Source organism: Novosphingobium sp., from assembly GCF_039595395.1.
Taxonomy (GTDB): domain Bacteria; phylum Pseudomonadota; class Alphaproteobacteria; order Sphingomonadales; family Sphingomonadaceae; genus Novosphingobium.
In genome coordinates this window covers 1,835,952-1,856,509 of sequence record NZ_JBCNLP010000006.1, presented here as the reverse complement: position 1 = coordinate 1,856,509, position 20,558 = coordinate 1,835,952, and the positions used below count along the sequence as shown (strand labels likewise).

General features: G+C 60.7%; 14 protein-coding genes and 1 pseudogene. 4 read left to right on the top strand and 11 right to left on the bottom strand.

Going from position 1 to position 20,558, the window contains the following annotated elements:
• Positions 1-84: 84 nt before the first annotated feature.
• Positions 85-945 (bottom strand): alpha/beta hydrolase, encoded by an 861-nt coding sequence (locus ABDW49_RS27685; protein WP_343617087.1) that lies wholly within the window; start codon positions 943-945, stop codon positions 85-87.
• Positions 946-1,153: 208 nt separating this feature from the next.
• Complete coding sequence (locus ABDW49_RS27680; protein ID WP_343617085.1) at positions 1,154-1,873, bottom strand: hypothetical protein; 720 nt, start codon at positions 1,871-1,873, stop codon at positions 1,154-1,156.
• A gap of 314 nt (positions 1,874-2,187) precedes the next feature.
• Between ABDW49_RS27680 and ABDW49_RS27675 the strand changes: the two genes are divergently transcribed.
• Positions 2,188-3,072 carry a hypothetical protein gene (locus ABDW49_RS27675; protein WP_343617084.1) on the top strand — a complete coding sequence of 295 codons (885 nt, stop codon included), beginning with the start codon at positions 2,188-2,190 and terminating at the stop codon, positions 3,070-3,072.
• 258 nt (positions 3,073-3,330) lie between these two features.
• On the opposite strand, the gene ABDW49_RS27670 is transcribed toward ABDW49_RS27675, so the two are convergent.
• The 6 genes and pseudogenes from ABDW49_RS27670 to ABDW49_RS27645 all read right to left on the bottom strand — a co-directional run bounded on the left by ABDW49_RS27670 (position 3,331) and on the right by ABDW49_RS27645 (position 11,487).
• On the bottom strand, positions 3,331-3,846 hold the full coding sequence (locus tag ABDW49_RS27670) for a DNA starvation/stationary phase protection protein (RefSeq protein WP_343617083.1): 516 nt from the start codon (positions 3,844-3,846) through the stop codon (positions 3,331-3,333).
• Between the two features lie 855 nt (positions 3,847-4,701).
• Positions 4,702-6,039 (bottom strand): S41 family peptidase, encoded by a 1,338-nt coding sequence (locus tag ABDW49_RS27665; protein WP_343617081.1) that lies wholly within the window; start codon positions 6,037-6,039, stop codon positions 4,702-4,704.
• A 562-nt stretch (positions 6,040-6,601) separates the two neighbouring features.
• Positions 6,602-6,940 (bottom strand): cytochrome C, encoded by a 339-nt coding sequence (locus tag ABDW49_RS27660; protein WP_343617079.1) that lies wholly within the window; start codon positions 6,938-6,940, stop codon positions 6,602-6,604.
• Positions 6,940-8,154, bottom strand: coding sequence for a molybdopterin-dependent oxidoreductase (locus ABDW49_RS27655; RefSeq protein ID WP_343617077.1), 1,215 nt, complete (start codon positions 8,152-8,154; stop codon positions 6,940-6,942). Before ABDW49_RS27655 ends, ABDW49_RS27660 begins: the two co-directional genes overlap by 1 nt.
• A gap of 124 nt (positions 8,155-8,278) precedes the next feature.
• Positions 8,279-9,070 (bottom strand): annotated as a pseudogene (locus tag ABDW49_RS27650) (tyrosine-protein phosphatase).
• Positions 9,071-9,177: 107 nt separating this feature from the next.
• Positions 9,178-11,487 (bottom strand): TonB-dependent receptor plug domain-containing protein, encoded by a 2,310-nt coding sequence (locus ABDW49_RS27645; RefSeq protein ID WP_343617073.1) that lies wholly within the window; start codon positions 11,485-11,487, stop codon positions 9,178-9,180.
• Between the two features lie 512 nt (positions 11,488-11,999).
• Between ABDW49_RS27645 and ABDW49_RS27640 the strand changes: the two genes are divergently transcribed.
• The 3 genes from ABDW49_RS27640 to ABDW49_RS27630 all read left to right on the top strand — a co-directional run bounded on the left by ABDW49_RS27640 (position 12,000) and on the right by ABDW49_RS27630 (position 16,715).
• On the top strand, positions 12,000-13,844 hold the full coding sequence (locus ABDW49_RS27640) for an alkaline phosphatase family protein (RefSeq protein WP_343617071.1): 1,845 nt from the start codon (positions 12,000-12,002) through the stop codon (positions 13,842-13,844).
• Between the two features lie 213 nt (positions 13,845-14,057).
• Positions 14,058-15,362 (top strand): alginate export family protein, encoded by a 1,305-nt coding sequence (locus ABDW49_RS27635; protein WP_343617070.1) that lies wholly within the window; start codon positions 14,058-14,060, stop codon positions 15,360-15,362.
• Positions 15,363-15,674: 312 nt separating this feature from the next.
• A complete protein-coding gene (locus tag ABDW49_RS27630; RefSeq protein WP_343617068.1) occupies positions 15,675-16,715 on the top strand; it encodes an IS110 family transposase in 1,041 nt (346 codons plus the stop codon).
• A 372-nt stretch (positions 16,716-17,087) separates the two neighbouring features.
• Here ABDW49_RS27630 and ABDW49_RS27625 read toward each other — a convergent pair whose 3' ends face one another.
• Genes ABDW49_RS27625 through ABDW49_RS27615 form a run of 3 tightly spaced genes read right to left on the bottom strand, consistent with a single transcriptional unit; the run spans position 17,088 to position 20,554 of the window.
• The gene (locus ABDW49_RS27625) at positions 17,088-18,062 is read right to left on the bottom strand and encodes a proline iminopeptidase-family hydrolase (RefSeq protein WP_343617066.1); all 975 of its coding nucleotides are present in this window, start codon (positions 18,060-18,062) and stop codon (positions 17,088-17,090) included.
• Positions 18,063-18,092: 30 nt separating this feature from the next.
• Positions 18,093-19,970: a cation:proton antiporter gene (locus ABDW49_RS27620; protein ID WP_343617065.1), complete on the bottom strand. Its 1,878-nt coding sequence runs from the start codon at positions 19,968-19,970 to the stop codon at positions 18,093-18,095.
• Entirely contained in the window at positions 19,967-20,554 is a 588-nt protein-coding gene (locus ABDW49_RS27615) for an NAD(P)H-dependent oxidoreductase (protein WP_343617064.1), read from the bottom strand. Before ABDW49_RS27615 ends, ABDW49_RS27620 begins: the two co-directional genes overlap by 4 nt.
• Positions 20,555-20,558 lie beyond the last annotated feature (4 nt).

The window sequence follows — 20,558 nt, the reverse complement described above, 5'->3', positions numbered from 1 at the left end:
GCCTGCTTGAGTGCTGGCGGGGCCGATCTCTTGTAGCCTCGTGCAGTCAGTTGCTCTTTTGAGCGGTCGACCGACCCCCGGCTATCAGGCGTTGAGGAACTCGTTCACGTCCGCCGAGAATTCGGCATGGTGCTGGAAGAGGAAGCCGTGGCCGGCGTCAGGATAGATCTTGACGATGGCGTTGGGGATCAGGCCGCCCATGAGGTGCGAAAGGCTCGGGGGGATCATCGCATCGGCATCGCCATTGCAGACGAAGGTCGGCTGAAGGATGCCCTGGAGGCGCTGCAGCTTGGAATGATCCGGGATGCCCCAGTCGCACACGGCATCATAATGGGCATCGCGGGTTTGCAGCGTGCTGGCGATATCGCGATCTTCAGTCCGGGCGATGAAGCGGCCGAGATACTCGGCGCCTGCGGCCTGGCTGGTCACGGTCGGCTTGAAGAAAGTGTAGAGCAGTTCGGGCGGCCCGGGAGGATCCTTACGGACCGCATCGCGGATATCGGCGCGCCAGCCATGCATGTTCGGTCCGCCTTGGGGGCCGGTGGCAGCCAGGATCAGCTTGCGCACCACATCCGGGCGGATGAGGGCGATCTCCTGGGCGACGAAGCCGCCCAGCGAGAAGCCGAGCAGATCCACCTCGGTCAGCGAGAGGGCGTCGAGGAAAGCGACCAGATCACGGGCCATCTCGGTGATGGTCGAAGGCGTCGTGCCGCTCGTGGAACTAACCCCACGGTTGTTGACCAGGATAACTTCACGTTCATCCGCGAGGGTGTCGAGGATGGCAGGGTCCCAACTGTCCAAATCTCCGCGAAAACGCGGCAGAAGGACGAGAGGGACGCCGCTCGCGTCACCGAAGCGACGATAGGCGTAGCGGATGCCGTTGGCGGCTTCGACAAACTGGGTCGGCACCGTCACGGTGGTGTGTTGCGTGATGGTAAGGCTCATTCAAGCGCTCCTCGCAGGTAAAAAGGTGACAGGATCGGCCTGACCGGGACGGGGGTAACGTTAGGTCACGGGCGCCGGCGGGGGGGATTGATGGAAGCGCCCTCCGATCCTGTCATGGGCAGTTTTGCGCAATCGCGCAGGTCGCCGCCACTGATCCAAGGAATCGGCTGCCCAATAACTTGGTATGGGGCTCTTGATCAGCGATCGATCAAGCCAGGGTGATCTGATCAAGATCGATCGAAACGACGAGCGGCTCGGGCATCGCCTTGCCGTCTTCACCGCGTGGGAAAATCCGGCGCTTGGTCGGGATCTTGATGCCGCCGACTTCGGTATAGTCGGAAATGAAATGGGCGCCCGGGGTGTTGCCCGCGATTTCGACGTCATAGTCGTGGCGCTTGATCAGGCCGCTTTCATCGACATAGAGCGTCTGCGTGGTGCTGTGCGTCGCGATGTCGGCGGGGAAGCGAACGCGCAGCCGACGAAGGGTTTCACCGTTCTCCACCACGGCTTCGAGCTCCTCTGTCTCGACACCGGGCGAGGCCAGCAGGAACGGCATGGTCAGATAGGTCCACATGGCGCAGCCGGCGAAATAGGCCAGCTGGAGGTCGCTCCAGGGCGTTTCGAGGGTGTGCCCTGCGAAAGAGGCGCGTGGCTGGTCAAGCTCCTCCAGCACGCTCCCGGCATCGGAGAGAAGCGCAACCTTGCCAGGCGTGAAGGAAGATTTGCGCGAAGCATCGCCGAAGGGAGCGTGCGAGGCATGCTCGCGGGTCAGGTCGATGGTAACCCAGGTGTCGTCCAGGACACCTGCTTTGCCCTTCAGCATCCACAGGGCACCGCCCTGAATGAGGTGTGCCTTCAGCGTCTTGAACTTGCGCCATTGCTCAAGTCCGCCGTGGGCGTCGATAATGTGGGTAGCCAGATCGCTCATCGTAAAGGCCTCCGGAAGGATGGATTGGCACAGATAGAGGTCGGTGGGGATTGGGTTGAAGGACTACCAAGCTATCGGGATGCCATACTATGGTATGGATAAAAGCAGCCGTGACGTGCTGTGAAGGATGTTTTAGATTGTTCCCGAGGCCATCCTCGATAGTGGCTCGCCAGGCGAACTCCTATCGCGATGTCTTTCTTGTAGATTGGAGAATTGTAAAATATTTCTCCTTCAGGACGTCTGTCGGCAGTCATGGAGAAAGCAAGGCGCACGCCAGTCCAAGAACAATGTGGCACGATCAGTAGGACCATTGCATGTCGAATCCCATCCGCATCTTGCTGCAGACGACCATCCCGACGACGGAGGAGGACTGGCATATCGGTCGCTTTTCTCTCCTTCGTGAATATCTGGCGGGGCTAACGGATGATGCCGGTAATCCTTTGTGCCATGTGACGGCGCGAGACCGGGCTACACCGGGCGAACCCGATCCGGTTCTCTCAACCATCGACCATTCCGACTTTGACGAAATGTGGCTCTTCGCGGTTGATACGGGCAATGGCCTTCACGCCGAGGATTGCGAGGCGATCGGTCGTTTCCGCGCCAAAGGGCGCGGATTGCTTGTATCTCGCGACCATATGGATCTGGGAAGTTCGGTCTGCACGCTGGGGGGAGTGGGAGGTGCCCATTTCTTCCATAGTTCCCAGCGCGATCCCGATCCGACCCGGCACGTCATCGACGACTATGAAACCTCCTATATTCTCTGGCCCAACTACCACTCCGGTGCCAACGGGGATTTTCAGGAGATTGTCCCCGTCGGGGAGTTGCATCCCGTTCTGCGTCATGTCGATGCGCCGGAAGGATACGTCCGTTATCTTCCCTCGCATCCCCATGAGGGGGCGGTGGGGGTGCCCGTCGGCGATCCTTCTGCCCGCGTTATAGCTACAGGCACCAGCAAGGTGAGTGGGCAGTCCTTCAACATCGCGGTCGCCTTTGAACCTACGGAGACGGCAGGGCCGGTGATCGCGGAGTCGACCTTCCACCACTTTGCGGACTATAACTGGGATCCATCCGCCGGTTGTCCGGGCTTCGTTTCGGAAAAACCGGGGCATGGCTTGGCGCATTCGCCTGCTGCTCGCGCGTCCATCCATCAGTATGTCGAAAATCTCGTGCTGTGGCTGGCCGGGCGAGGGGCCTCATAAACTGGGTTCGTGCCGGCTCTCTAAACCCGAGGCCCTGCGTATGGAGATGCACTCGCAAAGGGCTGAGAGGCAGTGGGCCGAACAGCAAGGCGTTTTGCCCAAGCCCCACTGGCCTGTCTCGGGATTGCCGCGCCCTGGGATCTGGGGGCAGGGCAGGTAGCTTGCCTGATATTTAAGGCTCCTCCCGAAGGGAGACCGGGAACTGTCCGGGTCGCCGTAGGTGGCGACCCGGTTGCAGCTCACCTACGAGCAGCAGTGTCAGTGGCGGCCGCTCTCGTACAAGAACCAAGCGCGCCGTTCGGCTTCATCGATCCAGACTTCCAGCAGGCTGGCGCTTGCGACGTCACCCTTGTCGTCGCACAACCCATGGACTTCGCGCATCGCCGCGACCAGCTGACGGTTGTCGTCTTCCAGTTCGGCCAGCATGTCGCCGGGTTCGACGTAGTCTGCGTTGTTGTCCAGGATGCGCTGTTTACCGGCGATGTCAGAGATCGACCGGATTGTGCCGCCGCCTAGCTTCCGAACCCGTTCCGCGACGAGATCGGTCATTGCGAAGATCTCCGCAGCCTGCTCGTCCAGGAGCAGGTGATAATCGCGGAAATGAGGTCCGCTCATGTGCCAGTGGAAGTTCTTGGTTTTGAGGTAGAGGGCAAACACGTCGGCGAGCAACGCGGTCAGTCCCCCAGAAATATCGCGGGAAGCATCTGCTCCGAGGTCGCTGCGCGGTTCGAGATAGCGTTTGGACTGAGTGACGGTGTGGCTCGCTGCGGACATGGATAAAACTCCTGACTTCACGCTTGTCAAATAGACGGGTGGTTATCTGTTTCGGAGTTTCGGTTAGGCCGCAATCATACCAGAGTATCGACAGGAAGGGACTATTCCTGCGTCGGCAATAGCCATTTTATCCCGAAATTTGAATGATACGAAGTAGGCTGGACTTTGGTTCTTATCTCCGGACGTCAAGTGGCTTTTGGGGCATTTCCCGGGGAGGAAACGTGCGATTAGGGCTGATCTACCAATGCCAGATACAAGCGTTCAATCAGTTCCGTGCTTCGCTCTGATGTCGCAAGTAGACGATGATATCGGCACGATCGAGCTCATCCTCAATGCCTGAAAATTGCATCGAAGTGCCGGGTATCATCATTTTCGGATTTCTGATCCAACGATTGGGAGTGGCTGCATCCCACTTGCCGCCTGTGTCATGCAACGCTGCAGTATACCCATAGCTCGGGCTGTTCCAATCCACAGGTTCCCCGTGAACTCCAGAATCCGCGCATGAGCTTCGCAGAGATGCCTCTGTCAGGTCGTTAGTGAACTACTTGCATAATTTGCGCGAGTACGGAACGGGTGGGGTTATCCATTGCCGCAAAAGCAATGGCATTAACGGTGCAAGGTCGCGGCATCCATCCACTCGTTGGTCCATGTCGGTCACAGTGCGCTTGAATGGCCGAAGCTGGGGCATTGCTCACCTGAGCCAGGAACGCAGCCATCGCTTGCCTCCGACACGGGCAGCTATTGGCGCCGACTATGCTGCAGCAGCTCGAAAATCGGGGAGATGCCGCGTCGGTGTAATTCCGCGATCAAGCAAGGTCGACGAACAAGAGAGATCAGACAGATGGACTACGTTCGCTACAGGCCCTTTATCCAACGCAAGAGTGCCGGGTCGTCATCCATGCTTCCTTGCCAGACATGCTCGGGCACCTGCGGCTGGTTGTTCCCTCGTGCCCGGCCGCGGTAGACCTTCATCGATACGGCCAGTTGCGCTTTCCCGCTTGGCAAGGGAACAAGCTTGTTCTCGATATAGAGCGTATCCGCCCCCGTGGCGCGCCCGACCTGGACAGCACCGTCGGCCTTCCATTCGTCCACGGCATCGAGGCAAGCTGAGAAGCACCATTCATCCGTAAGCACGAAAACCTTGACCTGCGGCGTCCTGCCCCTGTCGGCCGCTGCCTGCGATGGAAACGCCATCGGCTGGTGCCACCAGATTTCGTGGGCCTGATCCGCCGCCTTCATTGCGGTCACTTCCTCTTCAAGCCCACTCGCATCGCTGCCCGATGCCTTGTAGCTGTCGACATAGCCTTGAAGGGCGGCGATATTGCCTCTGGATACGCGCCAGTCCACGGCCTGGGGCCTCGGGACGGGGTGCGCGGCCCGCCAGTCGTCGTCCCAAATCGTCGCCGCAATGTCATCGCCCCAGGCTGAGGACCCTCCGCCATTGCCCCGCACGTCAAGGACGATCCGCCTGGCACCGCGCAGGGCGCGTTGGTCGGCCCGCATGCGGGCGATGACCGAAGTCAGGATCTTGAAGTCAGCGCCCTGCGGATTTCCACTGAAATCGGGAAACGACAACCACCAGGTGCTATCCTCCAACTGGCGATAGGCGAATTCGGTGCGGCGCTTGGGCATCGCACGGGCCTCGGCGGCTGCAAGATCCACCGCCGCGATGGGGCGCCACTTCGTGGCGTAGCTGCGCTCACGGCCAGCGAAAGAAAACCTGCACGATCGCAAGGTGGTGAGCCAAGGATTGCCACGATCCTCCACCAGCCAGGCGGCGAACTTCGTGCGTTGAGCTTCCAGCGACCATTGGCCTACAAAACGCCCCACGCGTGCGGCGGCCAGCTTGTCAGCCGGAATGCCGTCACAGGCAAGCAGCCTGGCGCCGACTGCTGGCAGCCCCTGCATGGCCGGATCTCTGTAGGCGACGATCAACTCTCCCCTGCTGTAGCGCGTGAGAAACCCCGCCCAGCGTGTCGGCAACGCCGGTGCCGTATCGGAAAAAACAACCTGAAGATGGGCATCATCGAAAAGCGCGGCATAGCCTTTGAGCGCCCAGTACCATCCGCCTGCCGTGCGCACCACGGCAGCCTGGGTTTTGATGGCTTCCAGGCCCTTGTCCAGATTGACCGCGAATTGCGGGTTCTGCAGGTCGATGGTGCCTGGATGATCGGAACCAAGGATGTCATGCATGGCCTGCGCGTCGGCCTTCAGGGCTTGTCCCCAATACGGGGGCGCCGCATGGGCGAGGTTTGTGCTGCTGATGCAGAGCATGACGGCAAATATAGAGCTCCTTTTCACGCTTAATCCCCTATCATGTCCCTCGACGCAGTGCGCGTTTCATCGTGCCCCAAGCCGACAGGACATCGCCGATTATGACTGGTTCATCGATGCTTACCGCCTGTCTGGATTGCTTCCTGTATTGGTAAACGTTTGTGAGACAAACAAGGCAATAGAGTTCGCACGAGTTCGCTGACAGAGCTGCCGTTCATTCGGCTTCTTGACCTCGTTCAAAGCTGTCGGTCATTCATCTTCGCAACGAAGGCAGCCAACGATTCGCTTTGGGACCTAGAGGCGCCCCAACGCTGTCGCACCTAGGTCCTGACAGGCAGACCGCAATCCGCCGTCCCTGCCGTGCCAACAACTGTAGCACGGGTTATCGGCTCAACACGCACGGTCTCCTTGGTACCAGATCGCATTTGGGTAGCCCTTTGCCCACATCGCCTAGTCTCGCCAGATGATCAAACTGCCTGTTTCAGCCAGCGCCGCCAAACTTGCGCCCCAGCGTGGCTGCGACGGCCTCCGAATCGGCCGGGGCAATAGGGGCCTTGTAGACGCTGACCATCTTCGTCACCTCGTCCCGCCAGAACTGTATACCCTTCCCGCGCGGCTGCGTCGTGATGTAATCGAGCGAATGGCAGGCGGAGCAATTTGCGGCCACGACCTGCCCCTCGCCATCGGACAGCGCGGCGGGCAAGGGATCGGCGCGCGGCACATAGTGCACAGGGCGCGCGGGCGCGCCGGAGCTGGCGCTGCCCTGAGCGGACGCCAATGACAGTACGCAGGCGAAGAGCAGAGCAAAACCGCGCGCCATCAAGCCGCCTCCACCCGCACCGTTTCGACGACATTGCGCATATAGCCCGGCGGGTTCCACAAGGGCTGAAGCGGCTGCGTTTCTCGCCTGGGCGTGCTGGCCCGAACGCGGATTGCGTGGCGCCCCGCAGACAGCGTCACTGCCAATTGCCATTCGCGGAAGGAATAACGCCCCAGATCCTCCCCAAGGCGGGCCTCGCTCCAGTTGACGCCATTGTCGGTCGAGACGAGGACATGGGCGATCCCTTCTCCACCGCTGAAGGCGATGCCGCGCAGCAAAGTCGTGCGCCCCGCTGCAAGGCGCGCGCCCTCGGCATGGCTGGTAAGGAAGGAGCGGACGTTGAGCCGGCTGATCGGGCGTGTGGAAACTGGCTTGGTCCCCGCCGGCACGCTGCCATCGGGCGTATCTGGGATGCGATAGGCGGTCTTCATCCAATAGCCGTCGAAAGGCTGGTCGAGTACGGTGATCTCGCTCAAATGCTTGACCCAATAGGTACCATACCAGCCGGGCACCACCAGCCGCAGCGGATAGCCGTTGAGATAGGGCATATCCTCGCCATTCATCGCCCAGGCCAGCAGCACATCCTCCTCGCGGGCGTGGTCGATGTCGAGCGCCTTGACGAAATCGGGAACCGTGTCGACCGGCGGGGTGTCCAGCCCGTTGAAGGCGATTTGCTGTGCGCCCGCTTTCACTCCAGCGCGGTCAAGCAGCACGCGTAGCGGCACGCCGCGCCAGCGGGCATTGCCCATTGCGCCATTGCCAAGTTGCCCGCCTGCCACGCGGGGGTTTGTAAAGCCCCGGCTGTTGCCGCTGCACTGGTTGACGGCAATGATTTCATGGACGGGGAAGTCCCGCTTCAACTGGGCGAGCGAGAGCGAGAGTGGACGCTCGACCGCGCCGCCGAGGGTAAGCCGATAGCTTGTGGGATCGATGACATCGGGCAGGCCAGAAAGATGATAGCGCACGAAAAACGCGTCATTTGGGGTGATGGGGCCTTGGTTGAAGACGGCAAAAGGCGTTTCGACCTGCGGCGGCCGGGTGGTGAGCGCGATCAGCGGGCGTTTCTGCGGCAGGCGAACCAGCGGCCTTTCACCATTGTCGAACGGCAGCGTCACCTGCGCCTCTTTGCCCAGCAGAGGCGATGCGGCGGCGCCCGCCAGCACGCCCAGCATGGAGCGACGATGAAGCGCATTGCCCGAAAGAACGTCTGACATCGCCCATACCCCGAGAGTCGATCAACATCTCTAAACTCTCTGCTAGCTGCGGAGAAAGTCAATCGGAGGACTAGAGAAATTGTCAAGCGGCTGGCGTTCTTCCCATGCCTCAAACAAGCTGCCTTCAGGACAGATAAAGCCTACGCAGTTTGACGATGTCCCCGCGAGAAAGGCCCAGCTCATCGCGGAGATAGGCCTCCGCTCCGCCCGCATGCGTGTCGATCACCTTGAAGGCAGCATCGATGTAGCTGCGATCGGCCGCAACCAGCATCTTTGCGGCATCGGGCGACATGCTGGCCAGGGGGGTGGCAGGCGAGGCCGAGCCTTTGCTCAGGCTGCGCGCATCGAGGGTGCGGTTGGTGAGCAAATAATCCTCGATCACCGTGGCGCGCGGCACACCCAGAGCGGTGAGCAGCAGTGCGGCGGCGAGGCCGGTGCGGTCCTTGCCCGCCGTGCAGTTGAAGGCGAGCGGCGCATGCCCCGCCAGCAATTCGGAGAACATGCGGCGATACTGGCCGTTGAACTGCACCAGCATGCGCGGATAGGATGCGGCCATCGCCACGCGCGCCTGCTCGGCCGTCCAGCTCTTGGAATCGCCGGGCGGGAAGAAGTGCCGGTCGAGTTCGTAATCGTCGCTCAGCACGCGCGGGGCGCCGGGCTCTGGCCATGCCACCGGTTCGCCCGCACGTTCCTGCGTATCGCGGAAATCGCACACCACGCGGATGCCCCTGGCCTCCAGCGTGCGATAATCGGCTGCCGTCAGCCCGTCCATCGAACCTGAGCGGAACAGCAGGCCTCACTTCACCATCCGGCCATCGGCGGCGCGATAGCCGCCAAGGTCACGGAAATTGCGCCCGCCCTGCAAGGGCAGCACGGGCTCATGCGGGGTGTTGGGTGCCGCGATCGGAACCGGCATCGGCGCCCGGGCAAGGGCTGGCTGCGCCGCGACCAAAAGGAGCAGAGGAAGGGAAAAACGCATCATCTATCCTTCGGATCGGCGTCGCAGCCAGGGGGTGGGGTTTATCAGAAGCGGATGTTCACCTGCCCGCCAAACGTGCGCGGGTCATTGAAATAGCCGTAATAGCCGGTTCCCGTTGAGTATGTCCGGTTGACCACATGCTGCTCGTTGAACAGGTTGCGCACCCAGAAAGACAGGGTCATCTTCGCGCCCGAGCCCGCAAGCTCGATATCACCCAGCGAAATGCGCGTGTTGAACACGGCGCCGGGCTGGCTGCGCGGATTGAGCACGCCAACGGCATTGGGCGTGCTGCTGCCATAATAGCCAGAGTCCCAGGCACCGTCGAAGTGGCCGCGCAAGGTCATTCCATAGAATGGGGTCTCATAGTCGATCTGGCCCGAGGCGCTATGCTTGGGGGTGTTCACCGGCTGCTGTGGGCGCGGGGTGGGATCGACAGCGCAGCCGCCCGTGGCCAGCGGTTCGCAGAAGGGGTCCACCGCCGCACCCACGCGGACATAGGCATAGGTGTAGGAACCGCCCACCGTCAGGCCCCGGATGGGCGCCAGCGTCAGTTCGGTCTCGATGCCGCTGACCCGGCCGTTTTGCGGCGTATTGTAAGTGTTCGTGGTGGTCCGGGTGGTGACGGCGGCGCCCGGACAGGCGATCACCGCGCCCGATCCGCTGTAGCAGAAATAGGGGACGCTGAAATCGACCTGCTGGTTCTTGTAGATGCCGGTATAGCCAGCGATGTTGAAGCGGGCGTGGTGGTCGAAGAATTCGCTCTTGAGGCCCACCTCGAAAATCGAGATCGATTCAGGATCGAAGGCTCGATAGTTGAGCGACCGCGAGTTGGCGCCGCCCGATTTGTAACCCGTGCTCCACTTGCCATAAGCCTGAATGTCGCGGGCCAGATCGACGGCGAGGTTGACCATCGGATCGACGCGCTTCCACTCCGCCTTGAAACTGATCGGGGCAAAGGTGCCGTTTGAGTTCACCGGAGCGAAATTGTTTGTGAGCAGCAGCGTGCCGGACTTCTTGTCGTCGGTCCAGCGCAGGCCGCCGGTCAGGTGCAGGCGGTCCTCCAGCAACGCCGGGTTCCAGGTGGCCTGGCCGAAGATGCCGTAGCTGGTGGTCTTGGCGATGCTGGCGCGGTCCACGCCGACATAGGGGTTGAGCGGGTCCACGACATTGGTGACGCCGGTCTGCCCGTTGGTGTTCATCAGATTGTTGGTGCCGGGCAGTTCGACGATCCACTGGCCGGCGCTGTTGAAATAGCCAGTGTTGAAGGCCTGGGCCTGATCGCGGACATGCTCATGATAGGCAAGGCCGCCGACCACGAACTTGACGCGACCGATGTCGCCGATCGCCTGCAGTTCCTGGCTGTATTGATACTGCTGGAAATTGGCGAGGCTGTAGCGGTCCGACACGTTGTCATGCTGCGACAGCCCATTGGGCGCCGCCGTCGTGACGTAATTGCCACCCGCCATGCCGCCACCGTCATACTGCGACTGGCTCAGCTCGCGATAGGAGGAGATCGACTTGATTGTGAGATGGGGCTTGGCCTGCCAGGTCACGGTCAGCATATGGCCGTTCTGCTTGCCGATGCTGGGCTGGAGAGGGATGCCGAAGGCCACCTGATCGGTACGGTTGGGCTGGAGCGCGGCGGTGGGCACGAAAGCCGTGCCCACCGTGAGGCGCTGCTCATAGCCGACCGTCGAGGAATCGTAGATGTTGTCATAAGCATAGAGCGCCGTGACATCGGGCGTGGGCTGCCACTTGAGCTGCGTGCGGATGCCACGACGATAATAGCCGTTGAAGTCCGATTGGGCTGGCATTGTGTTGCGCACCGTGCCGTCGCGCGAGGTGATGAGCCCGTCGACCTTGACGCTGAAATTGTGCCACTCGGGCAGGTCGAGATGCGCCTCGGTCTCGTAGCTGCCATAGTTGCCCGCGCCCGCTGTGACGGAGAGACCGAACTTGCCGCTGGGCTTCTTACTGACGATGTTGAGCGCGCCGCCCTCGGTGTTGCGGCCGAAGAGCGTACCCTGCGGGCCCTTGAGCACCTCGATGCTCTCCAGATCGTAGAGCGCGCCGTTCAGCCCCTGCGGGCGGCCCAGATAGACGCCGTCGATGTAGACGCCGACACCGGCATCGCGCGCGGGCTGGTTGGAATCGCCCAGCACGCCGACGCCGCGAATGTTGAGCACCAGGCTGAAGTTGCGGCCCGAAAAGGGCAGCACGCGCAGGCTGGGGATCGAGCCATCCTGCAGGTCGAGCAGCGACTGGATGTGGCGGTTCGCGATGTCTGTCGGCTTAAGTACCGAGATGGAGATCGGCGTCTTCTGGAGATTTTCCTCGCGCTTCTGCGCGGTCACCACGATCTCGGCGAGAGCTCCCCGGGCGTCCTGTTCCTGGACAGGCGCTGCGGCAACCGGCTCTGGTTCAGCCGCATAAGCGGGAGCAGCAATAAGACCGGCGCACATGGAAGTCGCGCACAATAAACGGCGCGCAGAAACGCTTGAAAATGACATGAAGAGCCCCCTCTTGGTGGATGAGGGGTTCCTAGAAACATTTCGTTACACACGAAAGGCCGCATTATTACAGTTAGATCCAATATATTGCATTTTTAAGTATCCACAATTCATTGCATATTTGCAAGTTGCGGGGCGAACATCAGTTTATTAGATGGCCGATCCCAGATTGCGTGAAGAGCTACGGGCGATGATGCAGATTAGACCGATACATTCAACTTGATAAAGGCTGGCTCGAAATTCCCGGCTAAGACAAAGCTTCAGCTCTGGCCGATGCGTCGCGAGAACTCCGGCTGCCTTACCGTTCTAAAATCCAGCTTCTTCAGACCCCTACCTCCCGGAGATATGCAGTGGGCATGACAAAGATTGGCCTGTTGGGCCTTATGACAGCCACCATGATGGCCACAGCGGGCAACGCGGATGCACGATCTGCGCCGCATCCTGCGGCCAAGAGCCCCCATAACGTCATCCTTTTCGTGGTGGACGGTCTGCGCGGCAAGATTGTCGACCAGGATACGGCTCCTGAGCTCGATAGGCTGCGCAATGAAGGCGTGTTCTTTCCGAACAGCCATTCGGTGTTTCCTACCTTCACCACGGCCAACGCTTCTGCCCTGGCGACCGGGCATCAACTCGGTGATACCGGCGATTTCAGCAACACGATCTATACGGCAAAGCGGATTGCCACGGCCAACGGAAGCGTGACCCCGTTTCTGGAGAGCGACCCCGTTCTGGGGGAAATGGACCAGACCTTTGGCGGCAATTACCTGAACGAAATCACGGTTCTTGAAGCGGCGCGTCGAGCAGGCTATGGCACTGCCGCCATCGGCAAGCTTGGGCCTGTTCTGATCCAGGATCATAGGGCGCGTGATGGTCTCTCGTCGATCATTGTTGATGACACCACCGGTCACGAGGGGGCCATTCCCCTATCGCCGCACGTCCAATCAGCTCTGCGTGCGGCAGGCCTGCCGACGGCGACCCCGAGCCGGGGCGCCAACGGACAATCGGGCACGGCCACCACGCCTGGCACCTTGTCGCCCAACACGGTCCAGCAGGACTTTTTCGTCGATGTTGCGACGCGCGTGGCTCTGCCCATGCTCAAGGCACGCCATGCCCCCTTCGCGATGGTCTTCTGGTCGCGTGATCCCGACGGGACCCAGCATAATCAGGGCGACAGCCTCAACACCATAACCCCCGGCATCAACGGCGCCTCGACCATGGCGGCAATTCGTAATGCCGATGGCGATCTGGCCAAGCTGCGAACGGCTTTGAAACAGCTCGGGCTGGCCGACACCACCGACATCATCGTCACCTCCGATCATGGTTTCTCGACGATCTCGCGGCAAAGCGCGAGCAGCCCGGCGGCCCGTGGCAGCTATGCCGATGTGCCCAAGGATATGCTCCCGCCCGGTTTCTTAGCGATGGATCTTGCATCCGCGCTTGGCATGGTCATGTTTGACCCCGAGACAAACGACACTCCGGTGCCTGCTGGCACGCATCCGAGCAAGGGCAACGCATTGTTGGGCGCCACAGCCGAGCATCCCGAGCTTGTCGTGGCGGCAAATGGAGGGTCGGACCTCATCTATGTGCCTGGCAACGATCGGGCGTTGGCCGCACGCGTTGTGGAAGCTCTGCTCGCGCAGGATTACGTTAGCGGCATTTTCGTCGATGACCGGCTCGGAGCGATCGCCGGCACCTTGCCCCTTTCGGCAATCAATCTGACCGGCAGCGCAGTCACACCGGTGCCATCGATCGTGGTCAACTTCCGCACGTTCACCAGTGGTTGTGCCATTCCCACCAACTGCATGGTCGAGGTCGGCGATACGACACTGCAGCAGGGCCAAGGCATGCATGGCAGTTTCGGGCGCGGAGACACGCTGAACTTCACCGCAGCGATCGGGCCCGACTTCCGGCGCGGGTTTGTGGATCAGGCGCCTGTGAGCAATGCGGACGTCGGCAGGACACTCCTCCACTTGCTGCATCTTTCGCCAGCACCCTCGGGCAAGCATATGGGACGGGTCATTCTCGAGGCAATGCCGGGCCAGCCCATGCCAAAATCCACTCAGGGGGTGCTTTCGTCCGAAGCGGCGGCGGGTGGCCTGAAGACCACCCTGCGGTATCAAACGGTTGGTTCTGTGCGCTATCTCGACGCTGCCGGGTTTGAGGGGCGCACGCTGGGCCTCTCCGCACCAGCGGGTCAGTAACAGGGGGCGCGCGCCTGATCCGTTTTATGACCGAGCGAATGATCCAGGCTTGCTATCGCTGCATCTTTGCGGTGGGTGGCGAGCCTGGTCACCCTTCTGGAGCTAACCCCTGAAGTAGATAAACTTTCACGACGCCGACACGACGAATCTCTATGGCATTGATAGACAAACAGCAGTGCCGGGGGGATGCTGATGCTCAGGGGTCTGATATGCATGGGATTGGCCACATGGGCTACGCCGGCTTTGGCTGGCGACGGCGAAGGTTTCGACCTGTCGGGCACTGTGCGCTTGCGGTACGAAGCGATCACCAATCAGCCTCGCGTCGGATACAATCAGGACGATGACCTGGTGAACCTGCGCACCACCATTTTTGCCAAATATCAGTCCGGCCCCTTTGCCGTTGGCGGAGAACTATGGGACAGCCGGGTGTATGGCGGAAACAAGGGCTCCCCCATCACCACGGGCGAGGTCAATACGCTGGAGATGGTCCAGGCCTTCGTGGGCGCGAAAGCTGCCATTGGAGCCACCAAGCTCGCAGTTCAGGCCGGCCGCTTTACCCTCAATCTGGGCTCACGCCGGCTCGTGGGAGCCGACGAATACCGTAACACCACCAATGGCTACACCGGCCTGCGGGCCGATCTTTCCAGCCAGAGCGGCATCACCGCGACGGCCATCTATGTTTTGCCTCAGCAGCGTCGCCCCGACGATCTGGCAGCCTTGCGCAGCAACGCCGTCGGATTCGATCACGAAGGCTTCGACCTCGTGTTGTGGGGCGGACTGATCGCCAAGGCGAAGGCCATCGGGCCCGTAACCGTGGAGGCCAGCTTCTATCACCTGGGCGAGCGGGACACACCGGGCCGCCCGACGCGGGACCGCTCGCTCGACACCTACGGCGGCCGCCTCATTCGTGACCCGGCCATCGGCAAATTAGACGGCGAGGTCGAGGCTTTCTACCAGTCGGGAACCGTGAGCGCTTCCACGGCACCCGGGGCAGCAACCCTGCCGGTGTCAGCGTGGTTTGTGCATGCAGCCGGCGGTTATACATTTCCCAGTCGTTGGAAGGCACGGGTGTCAGTTCAATATGATCGAGCCAGCGGCGACGGATCGCCCGGGACCTATCGCCGGTTCGATACGCTTTACGGCATGCGCCGCGCTGATCTTGCCCCCGCCGGCCTTTATAATGCCGTTGGCCGCGCGAACATCTCCACGCCAGGGCTGCGGATCGAGATCGCGCCCCCAAAGCGATGGGACGCCTTCGTGACATACCACGCGATGTGGCTGGCATCGCACACCGACAGCTTTTCAACGACTGGTGTTCGCGATGCGAGCGGTCGATCAGGGGCCTTTGCCGGTCACCAGTTCGATGGACGCTTTCGCTGGTGGGTGCGCCCGGCAAAGCTTCGTTTTGAGATAGATGGGGTGCTGCTTGCAAAAGGGCGCTTTCTGGAGTCCGCCCCCAATGCCACGGCGAAGGGTACTACGGCTTATGGCGCGCTGAATCTCACGGCGTCGCTATAGATTAATGTTCGACTGCGAGAGCAAGTATGCCGGGGCCGCGCCCCACTTACGATAGGTGCATCATTTTCCCATGGGACCAGGTGTCTCTCTTTCTCTTTTCCTTGTGGCTCTGATCTATGCCTCCGTTGGGCAGATAGAAGCTTCGGGTTACTGCGTGCCGCCAACGCTGCCCAATCCAAGCAGAGCCTGAACGAAGGGCCGGAATGGACACATGCACTTTTGAAGCGGATGAGGTGGATGGCTCCCGCTCACGGCATCTGAGTGCCAAGATGGGTTGCTATCAGGCAAACCCGAGCAATGGAGCCATCCGCCATGGAAATTAGCACGATCGGCCTCGATCTGGCCAAAAATGTTTTCCAGGTTCACGGTGTCAACAAGGAGGGCACGGTCGTCTTGCGTAAGACACTGCGTCGAGCGCAAATGTTGCCTTTCTTTGCCAAGCTATCGCCATGTCTTGTTGGCACCGAGGCTTGCGGCACATCGCATCATTGGGCTCGGGAGCTGCAAAAGCTTGGCCATGAAGTGCGGCTGATGCCCCCTTGCTACGTCAAACCGTACGTGAAGCGCGGCAAGAACGATGCCGCCGATGCCGAAGCCATCTGCGAGGCGGTAACACGTCCAACGATGCGGTTCGTGGCAGTCAAATCGCGTGAACAGCAAGCGACACTGTCCCTTCACCGGGTGCGTCGACTGTTGACCGGTCAGCGTACGCAGTTGGTCAATATGATGCGCAGCCAGTTGGCGGAATTTGGCATATCCATTCCCGTCGGCCTTGGTCGGGCGCTACAAATGGCGCAACAGATCGTCGACGACGGCGAGGCGACGATTGACCTGCCGGCCCACGCAGCACAGGTGATCGGCATGCTGTGCGAAGTGGTGCTCAAGCTTCACGCACAGCTTCACGAACTTGATCTTCAGCTAGAGGCCCTCAGGCGTAGCGATGATATGGCGCGCCGCCTGGCCACGATCCCGGGTATCGATCCCATCTGTGCGACCGCGTTAGCAGCTTCGGTCGCGGATCCTTGTCAGTTCAGCTCTGGGCGGCAGTTTGCCGCTTGGCTTGGCCTGACCCCGCGTCAGAAATCGAGCGGTGGCAAAGAGCGCCTGGGCCGGATCACCAAAATGGGCGATAAATATCTGCGGCAGTTGCTCGTCATCGGGGCGACCTCCTTGATCCGTCGCGCGAAGTACAGTCCAGAAACGGTTCAACCATTCCTGGTGGGGATGCTGGCCAGAAAATCAGCCCGAGTGGCCAGCGTCGCCATGGCCAACAAGATGGCGCGGATCGCCTGGGCCGTCATGGTACGCGGCGAAGTCTATCGATCAAATCATGCGCCAGCATTGGCCGCATGAACACGCAATCTGGCTGATGTGATGCCATCAGCCAATCGAAGTTGTGAGCGCAAAGGGAAATGATGGCGACACCGGTCAGGCCGGGAGCAAGGGCAGCCCGTGGAAAGTCTCAGGCGCAACAGCCTGCGAAGCCGATAGGAACCTTGTTTTTCGGACCCCATCAGGGCCAGCAGTCCGAAACGACTGCATCAACAGGCCGGACAGACGACTGCACCCGACCCACGCCAGAGTTTCAAAAAGTGCTTGCAACGCGGGAGCCATCCACAGAAGAATTTCCGGAGACCACGACTTATCTGCCATCATCTGGGCTCTCGGGATAGCTTGGAGGGCAGGCGATGGCCAATTTAGTTTTACTCTTGCTTATCCTCGCTTTTATAAGCCATGAAGAAAGGCGAGGAGTGCGTGAAAATAGTTTTTCTGGTCGTCCCACATTGCCAAATGGCTGCCATTTTCGCTCATGAACAGTTGAGCGTGAGGAATAAGATTGGCCTCTCGTTCAATGCTTTTTGGGTTCATTTCATCATAGCGGGCGCCCATGACGAGAGTAGGCGTAGTGATACGCGGCAGGTCGGACCAGCGGTCCCATCCCTTTAGGTTACCTGTGATCACAAACTCATTGGGGCCCTGCATCTGGTTGTAGATCGTCCCGTTTGCCACATCAAAGCTGTGTTGCAGTCCCGACGGCCAGGGCGAAAGGCGACAGATATAGCGCGTGTAGAGCTCCCTCTGGAGAATGCTGCCGTACTCGTCACTGTCGGCTTTGCCTGCTTTCTCAAGCGTAGCGAGCTGATCCCGGATCGCTGGGGGCAGCGTGCCCTTCAGGGTTTCGGTGTATGCGGCAAAATCTGCGAAACTAGCGGTCATACTCGACAGGACGAAACCTTCGAGGTGGGCGCCGTATTTCAAGGCATACTCGATGCCCAGGATACCGCCCCAACTGTGGCCCACAAGGATGAAGCGGTCGAGCCCAAGGGCTTGCCGTACCTCCTCGACCTCTTCGAGATATCGAGGCAGGGTCCAAAGGCTGGTGTCCTCGGGACGGTCTGACTTGCCACAGCCGAGCTGGTCGTAGAAATACATCTCATAACCCGCCTGCGGCAGGAAATCGGAAAAGCAATCCATGTAATCATGGCTGAAGCCCGGCCCTCCGTGCAGCAGCAGGACCTTCTTTGGGCCCTTTCCGAGCTTTTGCGTCCAGACGCGGTGCCCATTGGACAGCGTGACCCATTGCACGCCGACATCGGATGAGATTGCGGGACTGGAGTTGGCTAGCGCAGGCACTCGGCCGAGCAAGGCGGCGCTTGCAACAGCAGATGACGCAAGGATGTTGCGACGGGTGATATTCATTCTGGTTTCCTGAAATTCTGTGGGGGTGGTTCAAGGTCTGGCGGAATGATCAGCTGCTTCGGCGAGTTCCCGATACAGCTCGCTTGCGCTCCATTCTCTGTCATGGCCGCTATGTTGGCGCTCGCGTTCTCGGTCCCCCTCCAGAAGGGCGGCGAGGGCTTCAACTGCCGAAAGGGTTGCCTGGATAAATCCGGGCTCATCCGGCTTGCCCGGCCGGTTGCGGCGGAAGAGCGCCTTGTCATGCATGCGGAAGAGGCTGGCGGAGCGGTGAGCCCTGTGCGCACGATGTCCAAGCCTGACGAGTGCCTCACGGCCGAGCAGCAGGCTGGATTCGTAGGTCTCGATCTCGATATGATCGGCGCCCGCTTCGATGAGGTTATAGGCGTGCCGCCGGTCCCATGCGCGGGCGAGGATACCGAGATGAGGGAACGAGTGGCGTGCCGTCTCGACCAGCTTGATGGCCTGTTCCCGATCGTCGATCGCGACGATCAGCAGCCTTGCCTCTTCCGCTCCGGCCGCACGAAGAAGATCAAGCCTGGTCGCGTCTCCGAAATTGACCCGCTGGTTAAAGCGGCGAAGGACATCGATCTGCCTTAGGCTGGTATCCATAATCGACAAGCGATGACCGTTGGCCTGGAGCAGGCGCCCCGCGATCTGTCCAAACCGGCCAAACCCCGCGACGATGACATCCGCGCCTTGCTCGAATTGTGCATCAGGATCGGGAGTGGGGGGGCTCTCGCGCGTCAGGTGGCGGATTGCGTGATCGAGCAGGATCAGGGCGAGTGGCGAGAGGAGCATCGAAACGGCAACGGCGGCAGGAAGCAGGCGAGCCAGATGTTCAGGGAGGATGGATAATTGCCCGGCAAAGCTGACGAAGACGAAGGCGAACTCTCCACCCTGACAGAGCAGCACCGCCAGCATCAGGGCCTCTATCCGCGGGAAGCGGAAAGCGGTCGATACGACGTACATCGTGGCGGCTTTTGCGGCCATGAAGCTCAGTGCGATCGCTACCACGGCGATCGCTTCGGAACGCAGCAATGACAGGTCCAGGCCGGCCCCAACCGTGATGAAAAAGAGGCCGAGCAGCAGGCCACGGAAGGGTTCGATATCGCTCTCGATTTCCCGCCGGAATTCAGATTCGCCCACGACGACGCCCGCCACAAAGGCTCCCAGTGCCGGGGATAGGCCAACCATCGTCATCAAAGCAGCCACCCCTACAATCAGGAGGAGGGCGGCGGCCGTGAATATCTCTCGTGATCTGGTCGCGGCAATAAATTTGAACAGGGGGCGCACGGCGAAGCGGGCGCCTGCGATCACCGCAATCAAGGCGCCCAGCATCATGGGCGCACTATGCCATCCTGTCTGGTCGTGGCTTGCAGCAGCGTGCCCCTGGATGGCCAGCATGGGGACGATCAGGAAAAGGGGAATGATCGAGAGATCCTGGAACAGCAAGACTCCGAAGCATGCTCGGCCAACCGGTCCAGCTTGCTGGCCCTTTTCCTCCAGCGTGGCCATCACAAGCGCCGTCGAACTCATCGCCAGGATCAACGAGGTTGTCCAGGCTGAAGCAAAATCAAGTCCAATGGCGAGCCCGACGAGCGTGACCACCAATGAGACGCTGGCCATCTGGGCAACACCGAGGCCGAAGATGATGGACTTCATCCGCCATAGCGTTGCGGGCCTTACCTCCAGCCCAATCACAAAGAGCAGGATGACCACCCCGAATTCGGCGACGTGGTGAACTTCGCTGATATCCCCGGTCAAGGAGAGGATTCCTGGGCCTATGATTGCGCCTGCCAGGATGTACCCGAGTACGGCGCCAAGCCCCAACCTCTTGGCGAGGGGGGCGGCAACGACGGCGGCGAGGAGGTAGGCGAAAGTCCTGAGCAGGATGTCATCGGTGCTCATGCGTGATGCCGCTCCAGCGCGGAATTGAGGTAGGTTCGATATCCTTCGCGTGCTTCGGCCAGACGAGGCCCCCGTAATTGCGGAGCATCGTGGAGGATGTGGGGCGGTAGCCATTCCATGCGACACAGAGCTGCTGTTCGCTCGAGGGGGCGGAGGAATTCTTCCACGGAGTAGCCATTATGGCCGCCTGGCGCATAGCTGGCTGAATCGCCCCCTGTGGAAACGGCGCAAAAGAGCCTTTTCCCGGACAGCTTGGGCGAGGTGCCACCATAGGCAAAGCCGTGAAGCCAGACGAGGTCAAACCATTCTTTCAGGAGGGCCGGGATGGAGTACCAAAACAGGGGGAATTGGAGCCCAATCACCTCGTGGCTTAAGAGTCGTGCCTGTTCGGAGGCGATATCGATCTGGTAGTCAGGGTATGTCTCATAGAGGTCATGGATCTCTATGAGGCCAGACGCTTGGGCCGTTTCCACCAGGGGGGCGTTGACGGCACTGCGGTCAAGGCGAGGATGCGCCACGACCAGCAGGCAGTTGCGGCCAAGCGGGAGAGTGTTCGAGACCTTATTGACATCGCTGGCGGTCAAGGGA